The organism is Psychrobacillus sp. FSL K6-1267, from assembly GCF_038003265.1.
GTDB lineage: Bacteria > Bacillota > Bacilli > Bacillales_A > Planococcaceae > Psychrobacillus > Psychrobacillus faecigallinarum.
Genome location: NZ_JBBOOR010000001.1, coordinates 3,232,866 through 3,246,266, shown reverse-complemented (window position 1 = coordinate 3,246,266; position 13,401 = coordinate 3,232,866). Strand labels below are relative to the sequence as shown.

The following is a 13,401-nucleotide window of genomic DNA, read 5'->3' as shown; positions in this document are numbered from 1 at the left end:
ATTACTTGTCCTCCTTGATACTCTTTAAAATAACTAAGCTACTAATTGCTATTAACAGAAACGCTACCAATGCTAAAAACGGGATAGTGATGAAGCCGAATACATTTATATATTCCCCAGTACAAGGTACTCTTCCGCAAGCTGGAGCTACGTCTTGTAAAAAAGCCAACTTTTGAAGACTATAATGATAAATAGAAAAGCATAATCCTATTATAGAAAATGTAAGTGTAGTGGCGGCAATTTTAACATTTTTTTGTAAAATAGCTATACCTAGTATAATCACTAGAGGATACATGAGAATCCTTTGATACCAGCATAACTCGCATGGCTCGTATTGTCGTATCTCTGAAAAATACAAGGAACCAAGTGTTGCAACAAAAGCTACAGACCACATGAATAACATAATATTTTCGATTTTCTTTGTCATAGTATGCTCCTTTGAAATGCTTTGAACTCAAATTAAATTATAAGCGTTTGGAAAGGGCATGTAAAATATTTTATATGTGACACAAAGAGTTATATAATGAAACATAGCATTTAAAAGAGGAGCGGTAAAATGTCGGAAGAATTTGATTTGTCACAGTTTGAAAAAAGTATGATTATAAGAGAAATGACTTTCTCAGATATAGATTCTATATTAGAAATATCTAGTTTTTGTTTTCCAGGTATGGAGCCATGGAAGGTTGAACATTTAAAAAGTCATTTAACCATTTTTCCAGAAGGGCAGTTAGTAGCCGAATTAGACGGTAAAGTCATTGGCTCCTGTTCAAGTCTTATTATAAATTTTGATGAGTACGATGATCGTCACTCTTGGTCTGATGTGACGGATGAGGGGTACATCACAAATCATAATCCCGACGGATACAATTTGTACGGTATTGAAGTAATGGTGCATCCTAATTATCGACGCATGAAAGTAGGGCAGAGACTATACGAAGGTAGAAAGGATATTGCTCGCCAATTCAATTTAAAATCTATCATAATTGGTGGCCGTATACCGTATTATCACAAGCATGCAGATGAAATGTCACCTAGAGAATACGTAACAGCCGTATCACGACATAAAATATATGATCCAGTTTTAACATTCCAGCTTATGAATGGGTTTACGCTAATGCGTATTAATCCAAACTATTTACCAGATGATGTTGCTTCTGCTAAATATGCAACTTTAATGGAATGGAATAATGTCGATTATATTCCTCTGTCTAAGCGTCACTTTAAGACGAGCTATCCAGTACGTATTTGCGCAGTTCAGTATATGATGCGGAAGATTAACTCTTTTGAGGAATTTGCTAACCAATGTGAATACTTTGTAGATGTTGCTTCTGATGCTCAATCTGACTTTGTTGTATTTCCGGAAATCTTTACAACACAGCTAATGTCTTTTTTAGACGAACAGTCGCCTAGTCAAGCTGTACGAAAGTTAACAGAGTACACTCCTCAATATATGGAACTTTTCTCTGATCTTGCGGTAAGATATAACATTAATATTATTGCAGGATCTCATTTTGTTGAAGAAGAAAATGAGGAAATCTATAATATTGCATACTTATTCCACCGTGATGGATCTATTGATAAGCAATATAAAATTCATATTACTCCTAACGAAAGAAAATGGTGGGGAATCAGTGCTGGAGATTCTGTTCAAGTATTTGATACAGACTGTGGGAAGATTGCAATTCAAATATGCTATGATATTGAATTTCCTGAACTTGCGAGAATTGCGACAGATATGGGAGCAAATATTATTTTCACTCCATTTTGTACAGAAGATCGCCAGGGCTATTTAAGAGTACGATATTGTGCACAGGCGCGCGCTATTGAAAATCAAATCTATACAGTAATCTCTGGGACTGTAGGAAATTTACCGCAAACAGAGAATATGGATATTCAGTATGCTCAATCAGCAATATTTGCACCTTCAGACTTTGAATTTGCTCGTGACGGGATTGTTGGGGAAACAGAGCCTAATGTGGAAATGGTTTTAATCGGAGACGTAGATTTAGAAATTTTAAGAAGACAGCGTCAAGACGGCACCGTGAAGCATTTAAAAGATCGTCGACATGATGTATACAGTATAGATTATAAAAAATGATGGATGGAGCAGAGATATATGTCCTATAAAAAACTCTTCGAGCAGTGGAATAATGTAAATGAAATGGAAGCTGTATGGAAGGACGACCTCAAGCTTTTAGCAAATGATGAAAAAAGACAAGAGGATGCTTTTTATCGTGATTTAGAATTTGGTACTGGTGGAATGAGGGGAGAAATAGGAGCTGGAACGAACCGTATAAATAATTATACGGTTCGCAAGGCTACTACTGGTTTAGTGGAATACATAAAAGTGGCTGGGACAGAGGCAATGAATCGCGGTGTAGTGATTGCCTATGACAGTCGAAGATTTTCACCCGAATTTGCCAAGGAAGCAGCTCGAACACTAGCTGCTGGAGGGGTAAAGGCCTATGTATATACGGAGCCTAGAACAACCCCGCAGCTATCTTTTTCGGTTAGAGAGCTAAATGCCTATATGGGAATTGTAATTACAGCGAGTCATAATCCACCAGAATATAACGGTTACAAGGTATATGGACAAGACGGTGCACAATTAAATTTATTGGATGCAGATTCGGTAATAGAATATGTAAAAAAAGCAGGAGATGCACTATCTATTAAAAATGATGAAGTCAATGAGGAGCTCATCGTTTATTTAGACGAAAGCATAGATGCTTCTTACATAGATGCTCTAAAAACTGTCCAAGAGAATTCAACTCTTGCTCAAAAAACAGATTTAAAGGTAGTCTTTACTCCCTTACATGGTGCTTCTGGGGAGACAGTCCAGCGAATTTTAAGCGAAGCAGGCTATCAGCATATCTTTTATGTGAATGAACAAATGGAACCAAATGGAGAATTTCCAACCGTTGTTTCTCCTAACCCGGAAGAGAAAAGTGCATTTGAATATGCTATCCAATATGGTGAAAAGCATGGTGCAGATTTACTAATCGCTGTAGATCCTGACGGAGACAGAGTGGGAGCAGCGGTTAAGACTGATAGTGGCTATAAGCTTCTAACAGGCAACCAAACCGGTGCTATCTTAATAGAATACTTATTGATGATGCGCAAGGAAAAAGGGACGATGCCTGCAAACGGTCGAGTGTTTAAAACGATAGTTACATCCGATTTAGGCAGAGTAATCGCTGAGTACTACGGAGCAAGTACAGAGGACGTGTTGACTGGCTTCAAATTTATCGGAGAGAAAATTAAAAACTATGAGGAAACGAAGGAATTTGAATTTCTATTTGGCTATGAAGAGAGCTATGGCTATTTAGTGAAGGACTTCGCACGAGACAAGGATGCTGTACAAAGTGTATTGGTATTAGTTGAAGCAGCTGCCTACTATAAACAGCAAGGGCTGACATTAGTAGATGTCTTAAACAATCTTTATGAAAGACATGGCTATTATCTAGAAGGCTTAGTGTCAGTTACAAAAAAAGGGATAAGCGGTGCAAAGGCAATTGCTAATCTACTGGAGCAAATAAGAGTGAACCCTATAAAGGAAATTGCAGGTATAGAGGTGTTGTCTCAAGAAGATTATTTATCATCTATAAGAACATTTACAGACGGCAGAGAGCAAGAACAGATTTTATTGCCATCTTCTAATGTGTTGAAATACTTTTTGGCGGATGGTTCCTGGGTTTGTGTACGACCTAGCGGTACTGAGCCTAAAGTAAAATATTATTTTGGGGTAATAAGTGAATCTGCAGAGGAAAGTAAGCAAAAGCTTGAAGCGATTAAAGAATCATTTTCGAGTAATTTAAATCAATATTTAGAGTAGAGACAAGGCGCTGAATTATTTTATTCAGTGCCTTTTTTTAGCAAACAATTATATATTTACATGAAAGTCATGCACTTTAGATGGTTGATTTACGCTCTTGGCGGGCGCTTTCCGTGGGGTGAGCGATAAGCCATCACCGTCGCTTGCGCGTCGTTTGTGATGGCTTATCTGTCTCACTCATCCCACAGGAGTCACCGCCTGCCGCTCCAATCATAAGTTTTGTAGTAGGCATATAGATAAAATTAACTCAATTATTTAAAGTTATTAATAAAATACTTTTCACTTTGATTATTTGATTAACAAGTGATGGCTGATTTCCTCTCTCGGTGGACGCGTTCCGTGGGGTGAGCGATAAGCCATCGCCGTCGCTTGCGCGTCGTTTTGTGATGTCTTATCTTTCTCACTCGTCCCACCGGAGTCGCCGCCTGCCACTTCTATCAAATGTTAAATAGTTAATGAGAAAGTCATTAGGAGATGAATTTAACTCCAGAATTTATCTTTTTAAAAGATATTAAGGCTACCGGTAGATTTTTCATAGAATAGATTGTTATTTTTGCCAAACGAAATATTATCTTCTCCGACCTGTTTAGTATTCTGCTTATGTCTTACCAGTTGCTTGTTGGGAGGCATAGTTGCTCGCTCTATTCTTATTTTCAGTCAAAAGTATGATGCTTCTATTATTTATAGGTAGACCTTTTCCATGATAAGATGAATATAACAGGTAGGTTAGATGGAGGAATTGAAATGCAATCGAAGGAACTTTCCAATATAGAACTGTTGAAGGAAATAGCAGAACTTTTAAATGAAGAGACAGAAATGGAACAAATGCTACAGGGAGCACTTCGAAAGTTATTGGAGGGTACCATTTTTGAGACCGGCTGGATTTTTTTTATTGGAGAAAAAGGAAAGCAGGAGTTAATTGCTCATGAAAATCTCCCGAATACTTTAGAACAAAATAACTGTCGTCACCTACAAAAGGGTGGCTGTTGGTGTGTTTCTAGATTTCGAAATGGAGAGTTGAAAAAAGCCTCTAATATCATCGAATGTCAACGGATTGAAAATGCTAATAAAACTAAAGAGGTTATTGAAGAAGAGATTACACATCATGCTACGGTTCCTTTACAATCTGGACAGGAACGTTTTGGACTATTAAATGTTGCTACAGCCAATACAGTCCGCTTTGAGGATGGGGAGTTAGCTCTATTAGAATCGGTCGCTTTTCAAATAGGCTCAGCGATTAAACGAATTTTGCTGACAAAGCAGGAGCAACAGGTAGCTCTAGTGCAAGAAAGAAATAGATTAGCTCGAGATTTACATGATTCTGTAAACCAATTGCTTTTTTCGGTAACCTTGACTGCTCGTGGTGGTATAGAAATGACAGAACAGCCTGAGGTAAAGGGAACATTTAAAGAGATTCAATATTTAACCCAGGAAGCATTAACTGAAATGCGCGCACTTATTTGGCAGCTCCGCCCGAGGGGATTAGAAACTGGAATAATAGAAGGGTTAAAGGGCTATGGAGACATACTGGGTTTAACCCTAAATATTCAAGTGAAGGGGGTTATCAACCTCCCAGCAAAAATTGAGGAAACATTATTTCGAATTGCCCAAGAAGCATTAAATAATATTCGTAAACATTCAGGGGTATTAAAAGCGGAAATTTATGTGACGGTTACCTCTACAGATGTTTTATTGGTCGTAAAGGATGAGGGATGCGGATTCCATATGAAAGATTTAAGAATGCTTCCTTCTATTGGATTACAAAGCATGAAGGATCGCGCAAACTCTGTCAGTGGCACAGTGGACTGGGTGACTGAAGCAAACAAAGGGACAGAAATTTTAGTCCGATTACCTTATTAGGGGGGATAAAGATGATCAGAGTATTAATAGCTGATGACCATCACGTAGTTAGACGAGGATTAATGTTCTTTTTGAAAACACAAAAAGATATGGATATAGTAGGGGAAGCAACTAATGGAAAAGAAGCTGTAGAACTGACAGAAACGTTGAAGCCGGACATAATTTTAATGGATTTAGTTATGCCGGAAATGGATGGCATTCAAGCTACCAAAAGAATTAAAGTAAAGTATCCTTCTATTCAAATACTAATGCTAACAAGTTTTTCTGACAGGGATCATGTGATACCAGCTTTAAAAGCAGGAGCATCAGGATATCAGCTAAAGGATATCGAGCCGGACGATTTAGCAGAGGCTATTAGGAAATTAATGCGTGGTGAAAACACTATCCACCCAGAGGCAACTAGTCAAATGGAAAAAGAAAATGAGCCAAGAGAAGTGCTGCCGCATGAGGAATATCCTCTAACTCCAAGGGAACAGGATGTGCTAGCCGAGCTAACAAAAGGTAAAAGTAACCGTGAGATTGCTTCTTCGTTGTTTGTGACTGAGAAAACAGTAAAAACCCATATTTCCAATATTTTTGCAAAGCTACAGGTCCAAGACCGTACTCAGGCTGCATTATATGCAGTTAAGCATGGTTTGACTGAGTCAAGTGGTCAATGAGAGGACAATTTCCAAAGAATATGTTATGAGAAGAAAGGAGTGCTGTAATTATCACAGCACTCCTTTTAACTATTAATTTTTTTCTATCGTTAATAGTAATTATGAAATTGATTCAGACTACAGGCTCGACCCGTGCATCAGGAGAACACCGACTATGTAGTAGAAAAGAGTACTAGAAATTTACTAACAGGTAAATTTCTGGTACTCTTGAATTTATAAGGCAGGTTTTGTCCCAGCCTCTATTTTATGGTGTATTATTTATTCTTCTATGGATTCTTCTTGCTCCTCTTGTTCATCAGGAGCTTTTACAACTTCTAAGTATTGAATATGATGTCCGTCGATTTCTTTGACAGTAAATTCGTACCCCTGTTCCAGGAGCTTTTCACCACTTACAGCATCGTAGCTTTTTGTCATAAACCACCCACCAATAGTATCAATATCTTCTTCATCGATATTAATATTGAGTAAGTCATTTAAACTTTCAATTAACATTTTAGCGTCAATTATATAATGGTTTTCTGCAACCTTCTGAACCTCAGGTAGCTCATCTGTATCAAACTCATCGCGGATATCACCTACGATTTCCTCAATGATATCTTCAATCGTGACAAGACCAGAAGTACCACCGTATTCATCCATTAAGATGGCCATATGAATACGTTCACGTTGGATTTTAAGTAATAAATCAGCGATAGGCATGTTTTCAATCACTCGAATAATTGGTTGCATATAGTCTGCTACTGGAGTAGAGGCATTTGCAGGATCACGTATGAAGGCAGTTAAAAGATTTTTCATATTAACTAGTCCAATGATATGGTCTTTGTCTCCGTCAGTTACAGGATATCTTGTAAATTGTTCGACGCCTACTACTTCAAATACTTCACTAAGAGTTAAATCCTTATCAATAGAAGTAATTTCAGTTCTAGGTACCATAATTTCCTTCGCTATGCGATCATCAAATTCAAAGATTTTATTTACATACTTATATTCTGCTTGATTGATTTCTCCACCTTTAAAACTATCGGAAAGAATCATACGCAATTCTTCCTCTGAATGGGCTACTTCTGATTCTGAAACAGGCTCTAATCCAAACACCTTGGTTGCTAAGAAACGTGCAGATCCATTCATTCCATGGATTACAGGATACATAACTTTATCAAAGATGACTAGAGGCTTGGCAACTGCCAATGTAATCTGTTCAGATCGTTGTATAGCAAATGTTTTAGGGGTTAATTCTCCAACTACTACATGTATGAATGTTACTAATGAGAATGCAATGATAAATGAAAGTATGGAAGAAACACTTTCAGGAAGCTCAAAATACTCAAATGCTGGATGTAATATTCTTTCTATAGTAGGCTCTCCCAACCACCCTAATCCTAATGCGGTGATGGTAATACCAAGCTGACAAGCAGATAGGTATTCATCCAAATTAGAAACAACCTTCTTAGCATTTATAGCTTTCTTGTTTCCCTCAGCTAAAAGCTGATCGATTCTTGTTGTTCTTACTTTTACTATTGCGAATTCACTTGCAACGAAAAATGCAGTGAGTGCGATTAAGACAGCAAATGCTGTCAACCGTATGGCTATGTCCAAATAATTACTTTGTCCCTAACCCAAATGAGGGGTAGAACAAAGTGTACACCTCCTGTTTTCTAAAAAATAGTTTCTAGGTTTAATAATAAAATATATAAAAAGAAATTACAAATCTTTATTCTTTATGTTGAAACTTTATTATCCCAACTGTAATCTTGAAGTGTATATTTCCTATTACATGAATAATTTTTTAGGCTGGGGAGGAGTGTAAAAAACAATGAAAAAGTATATTGAAATAGCAAAGACTTCAACAAAGCTAGGACTTACATCTTTCGGAGGTCCGGCAGCTCATCTTGGATATTTTCGGGAAGAATATGTGCTGAAAAGAAAATGGCTTGACGAGAAGCTGTATGCAGATATTGTAGCAGTTTGTCAGTTCCTGCCTGGGCCCGCATCCTCTCAAGTGGGCATAGCCATCGGAATTATGCGAGGTGGTCTAATTGGAGGAATCGTTTCTTTTTTAGGTTTTACGTTACCTTCTGTCCTATTGCTTGTACTATTTTCTGCACTTCTATCTTCTACTGGCTCATTCGATAGTGGTTGGTTACAGGGCTTGAAAATTGTTGCTGTTACTATTGTTGCTCATGCTTTAATTGGAATGCAAAAGTCACTGGCACCAGATCGTATAAGAATTTCTATTGCAATATCATGTGCCATCTTAACTTTACTTATCCCAACTATAGTAGGACAATTTAGCATTCTAATTGGGGCAGGGGTGTTTGGGTATATATGTTTTCGCTCAGATAGTAATGAGACTGATACAAATATAGTGCTTCCGTTTGGAAAAAAAACTAGCATATTTGCTTGGCTATTGTTTTTTGGGCTTCTTATTTTTCTGCCCTTGCTAAAACCTTTTACCCATTCTGTTTATTATTCTATTTTTGACACTTATTATCGTGTAGGCTCTTTAGTGTTTGGGGGAGGGCATGTCGTCCTTCCTATGCTTCAACGAGAAGTTGAGCTTTCTCCTGATGTGTTTTTGGCTGGATATGGGGCAGCACAGGCAGTACCCGGACCATTGTTTACAATCGCTAGTTTCCTTGGACATGCAACTGCCGGAATTCCAGGTGCCTTGTTGGCAACCTTCGCTATTTTTTTACCATCGTTTCTTTTGGTAATCGGTATTTTGCCTTTTTGGTCGATTATACGGAACAAAAAAGGGATTCAAAATGCGTTAAAAGGTATAAATGCGGCGGTTGTTGGAATTCTTCTGGCTGCATTATATGATCCAGTTTTTACAAGTGCTGTAAAGGAAACATCTGATTTTATAATTGTATTGATCACTATTACTCTATTAGTAATTTATAAATGGGCTCCATATAAAGTAGTAATTTTAAGTGCATTTTTAGGGTTTGTTTTTCATATTATTTAACAGAGTTAAGATTCTTATGCACGTGTGCCTACTGCTTAATATCCTGAAAAGATGGACTATACTTCATTAGCATGAATGATTTTAATTGTCTATTTTTTCGAAATGTATTGACAACGAAACTTTTATTGAGATAATATTAAGTGACACTAAATAATTTTGAAATGGAGGTATGAATAATGATTCGTTTAAAAGATATCGCAAATAATTTTATAGCTTGTTCATACCTACCATTTGACGCTAAATGACTGTTTAATAGCATAATATTACTATGTCTATTTTAAAGTGCATTACCGTATCATGGGTAATGCACTTTTTTTGTGTCTATTATTTCCAAATTTTGGTGTATAAAATGAGGGGGGAGTGTTGAATATGATTATTCAACGAGCAAAGCAAATCTTAATAAAGGAATCTCTTGAAGGTGGATAGCCGAAAAATGTAAAGGAAAGAAAAGAGGGACAAACGAATGTTTTCAGTATTATTTAAGTTAAAGTGGTTTTTTAAAGATCATTGGAAAAGATACACAGTCGCTGTCGGTGTGCTAATCATTGCGAGTGCATTTGAAATTTTGCCTCCTTGGCTAGTAGGAAGAGCGATTGATACGATTACGCTAGGCAATATGAATAGTGACTTATTATTGAAATATGTAATTTATTTTGTAGGCATCATTATTGTTGGATATATCTTGAATTATGTTTGGCAGTATCAATTATTTGGTGGTTCTATTTCTATTGAGCGTATTTTACGCACTAAGTTGAATCGTAAGTTTTTAAGCATGACACCGACATTTTACGAGAAAAATCGTACAGGTGACTTAATGGCCCGTGCTACAAATGATTTAAATGCAGTAGCAACTACAGCCGGCTTTGGAATTATGACCTTAATAGATTCGACAATGTACATGGCAGCACTTATCTTAGCAATGGGTTTTCTTATTTCATGGAAGCTTACTTTTTTTGCGCTATTACCTATACCAATTCTTGCACTTATAATGCAATATTTAGGTAAGATTATCCATGAAAAGTATATGATTGCACAGGATGCATTTGGTGATTTAAATGACCGTGTGTTAGAGTCTATCGCTGGTGTAAGAGTAATTCGTGCGTACGTCCAAGAACGTGCCGATGAGAAGAACTTTGCTGACATGAGTGAAGAGGTTTACCAAAAAAACATGGTAGTAGAGCGCATTGATGCATTGTTCGGACCAATCACTAAGGTAGGTACGGGGATTAGTTATGTAGTTGCACTTGGATATGGTGCTTATCTAGTCTCTAAGGGTGAAATGACAGTAGGAAATCTAATCACCTTTAACGTATATCTTGGTATGGCTATTTGGCCAATGTTTGCTATCGGTGAACTGATAAATGTTATGCAAAGAGGAAATGCCTCGCTTGATCGAGTACAGGAAACGTTGGACTACGACGCGGATGTCAAGGACCCAACTGCTCCAGTCAAACTAAAAGATGTTACGTCTATCGGTTTTGATGAGGTGGGCTTTCAATACCCATTGTCTCAGGTGAAAAATTTAGAAAATATCCGTGTGAACCTACAAAGAGGTCAAACGCTTGGAATTGTTGGTAAAACAGGCTCGGGGAAAACCACCTTTATGAAGCAACTATTAAAGGAATATCCAATAGGAGCTGGTCAACTGACTATTGGGGATATTCCTATTTCAGAGCAAACAAAGGATCAGGTGTTAGATTGGATTGGATATGTCCCTCAGGATCATGTTTTGTTCTCCAGAACGATACGTCAAAATATTCTTCTAGGGAAAGAAAATGCTTCAGAAGAAGAGCTAGAGGAAGCAATTCGTTTAGCACACTTCCAGCAGGATTTAATGAATCTTCCAATGGGATTAGAGACTTTGGTTGGAGAAAAAGGGGTTTCCTTATCTGGTGGACAGAAGCAAAGGGTATCGATTGCCCGTGCACTTATTAAAAATCCAGAGATTCTTCTATTAGATGATTCACTCTCAGCAGTGGATGCTAAAACAGAAGCGAAAATTATTGAAAATATACAAAATGAACGTAGTGGGAAGACAACAATTATTACGACGCATCGTTTGTCAGGCATTCAGCATGCCGACCAAATCATCGTTTTAGATGAAGGAATCATTGTAGAACAAGGTACGCATGAGGAACTTCTAAAGCAAAATGGTTGGTACAAGGAACAATATGATCGTCAACAGCTTGAGGGGGTGTCGTCATGAGTACAGGAAAACGACTCTACCATTATGCGTTATTTTATAAAAAACCAATTGTTCTTGGTTTAATCTTTCTAACTATTGCTGTAATTGCTGACTTAACAGGACCTTTTATCGCAAAAAAAATCCTTGATGATCACATTACATCGGGTGCTATCGATCTAGAGCCGATTCTAATGCTCCTAGCAGTATTCTTTGGCTTAAGTATCGTCACAGCAATTTTTAGATATTTTATGTTCATTAACTTGCAGGTTGGAGCGAATCGCGTTGTTCAGAAGCTTCGTAATGATGTTTTTCAGCACATTCAAACTTTACCTATACAGTATTTTGATAACTTGCCTGCAGGTAAGGTAGTAGCTCGTGTGACGAATGATACGGAAGCCATTCGCAATCTTTATGTCCAGGTACTATCACAGTTTGCTACCAGTATTATTTCTATTACTGGAGTTTATATAGCAATGTTCATATTAGATGTAAAAATGGCAGCAATCGCATTGTTTGTTGTACCAATAGTTTATATATGGATGCTTGCTTATCGAAAATATGCATCCCAGTATAATCATATTGTTCGAACAAAGATTGCAGATATGAACGCTATGTTAAATGAATCAATTCAAGGCATGTCCATCATTCAAGCCTTTAAACGAGAGAAGCAAATGGATCGTGAGTTTGAGGAGATGAATGAAGAGCATTACAATTATCAGCGTAAGCTCTTAAAACTGGATTCTGCTACATCCTTTAATTTGGTCCAGGTTCTACGGTCTATCATGTTCGCTCTATTTATTTTGGTGTTTGGGAGCCAGTCAATGGAACCTGGTGCAATCGTATCTGCCGGTTTACTTTATGCATTCGTAGATTATACGACTAGGTTATTTAATCCGATTACAGGAATAGTAAATCAGTTTGCACAACTAGAGCGTTCACTTGTGGCTGGAAGCAGAGTATTTGAGCTTTTGGATGAAAACGGTGAAAAAGTAGAAGATAATCGAATGGAACGATATGAAGGAAATGTGGAGTTTCAAAACGTATCCTTTGCCTATAAAGAAAATGATTATGTATTAAAAAACTTGAACTTTGTCGCGAACAAGGGAGAAACAGTTGCCCTAGTAGGGCATACAGGATCGGGAAAAAGCTCTATTATGAATTTGTTATTCCGATTTTATGACCCAACAAAAGGGAAGATTTTAATAGATGGAATAGATATCACTTCACTACCGAGACAGACAATTCGTAATCATATGGGAATTGTATTACAGGACCCATATTTATTCTCAGGTACTATTGAAACAAATGTCAGCTTAAATGACCCAAGTATTTCACGAGAAAAGGTAGAGGCTGCGTTAGAAGCTGTGGGTGGAGAGAGAGTATTAAAAAATCTTGAAAAAGGGCTAGATGAACCGGTGATTGAGAAGGGAAGCACACTATCATCCGGTCAAAGACAGCTTGTATCCTTTGCGAGAGCACTTGCGTTCGACCCGGCTATTCTAATACTAGATGAAGCAACCTCTAATATTGATACTGAAACAGAAGAAATTATCCAGCATGCGATGGATGTATTGAAAAAAGGAAGAACTACCTTCATCATCGCACATAGACTTTCTACTATTAAGAATGCTGACCGTATTTTAGTGTTAGATCGTGGTGAAATTGTAGAAAGTGGTACTCATGACGAGTTGCTGCAACTACAAGGTCGTTATGAACAAATGTATAAGCTACAAGCAGGAGTATCTCCTCACGCATAAGGCGAGAGGGGGTATTCCCTTTTTTTAGTGCTATCACTGTGCTCATAAGTAAATGTACTTTTTATTTGTTAAATAGCTATGTGAGCCAGGCATCTAAGTCGACCGAAAAAATAGAACTTATAAAATATTAATATTTT

The 13,401-nt window shown here is 37.3% G+C and carries 9 protein-coding genes; 7 read left to right on the top strand and 2 right to left on the bottom strand.

The window, feature by feature from the left end; genetic code table 11:
- Window position 1 precedes the first annotated feature (1 nt).
- The gene (locus MHB55_RS16670) at window positions 2-427 is read right to left on the bottom strand and encodes a disulfide oxidoreductase (protein WP_144541935.1); all 426 of its coding nucleotides are present in this window, start codon (window positions 425-427) and stop codon (window positions 2-4) included.
- Window positions 428-556: 129 nt separating this feature from the next.
- Between MHB55_RS16670 and MHB55_RS16665 the strand changes: the two genes are divergently transcribed.
- The 4 genes from MHB55_RS16665 (at window position 557) to MHB55_RS16650 (ending at window position 6,354) form a co-directional block, all read left to right on the top strand.
- Window positions 557-2,098 (top strand): carbon-nitrogen hydrolase family protein, encoded by a 1,542-nt coding sequence (locus tag MHB55_RS16665; RefSeq protein WP_144541937.1) that lies wholly within the window; start codon window positions 557-559, stop codon window positions 2,096-2,098.
- 18 nt (window positions 2,099-2,116) lie between these two features.
- Window positions 2,117-3,835, top strand: coding sequence for a phospho-sugar mutase (locus MHB55_RS16660; RefSeq protein WP_340863687.1), 1,719 nt, complete (start codon window positions 2,117-2,119; stop codon window positions 3,833-3,835).
- Window positions 3,836-4,579: 744 nt separating this feature from the next.
- Window positions 4,580-5,695 carry a GAF domain-containing sensor histidine kinase gene (locus tag MHB55_RS16655; RefSeq protein ID WP_144541782.1) on the top strand — a complete coding sequence of 372 codons (1,116 nt, stop codon included), beginning with the start codon at window positions 4,580-4,582 and terminating at the stop codon, window positions 5,693-5,695.
- Window positions 5,696-5,706: 11 nt separating this feature from the next.
- Window positions 5,707-6,354: a response regulator gene (locus MHB55_RS16650; protein WP_154310043.1), complete on the top strand. Its 648-nt coding sequence runs from the start codon at window positions 5,707-5,709 to the stop codon at window positions 6,352-6,354.
- A 258-nt stretch (window positions 6,355-6,612) separates the two neighbouring features.
- On the opposite strand, the gene MHB55_RS16645 is transcribed toward MHB55_RS16650, so the two are convergent.
- Window positions 6,613-7,950 (bottom strand): hemolysin family protein, encoded by a 1,338-nt coding sequence (locus MHB55_RS16645; protein WP_191697585.1) that lies wholly within the window; start codon window positions 7,948-7,950, stop codon window positions 6,613-6,615.
- A gap of 217 nt (window positions 7,951-8,167) precedes the next feature.
- Here MHB55_RS16645 and chrA point away from each other — a divergent pair, with 217 nt between their 5' ends.
- The 3 genes from chrA (at window position 8,168) to MHB55_RS16630 (ending at window position 13,264) form a co-directional block, all read left to right on the top strand.
- Window positions 8,168-9,322 (top strand): chromate efflux transporter, encoded by a 1,155-nt coding sequence (chrA, locus tag MHB55_RS16640; protein ID WP_340863686.1) that lies wholly within the window; start codon window positions 8,168-8,170, stop codon window positions 9,320-9,322.
- 463 nt (window positions 9,323-9,785) lie between these two features.
- Window positions 9,786-11,528 (top strand): ABC transporter ATP-binding protein, encoded by a 1,743-nt coding sequence (locus MHB55_RS16635; RefSeq protein WP_144541731.1) that lies wholly within the window; start codon window positions 9,786-9,788, stop codon window positions 11,526-11,528.
- Window positions 11,525-13,264: an ABC transporter ATP-binding protein gene (locus MHB55_RS16630; protein WP_144541733.1), complete on the top strand. Its 1,740-nt coding sequence runs from the start codon at window positions 11,525-11,527 to the stop codon at window positions 13,262-13,264. The genes MHB55_RS16635 and MHB55_RS16630 overlap by 4 nt, the downstream gene beginning before the upstream one ends.
- Window positions 13,265-13,401: the final 137 nt, after the last annotated feature.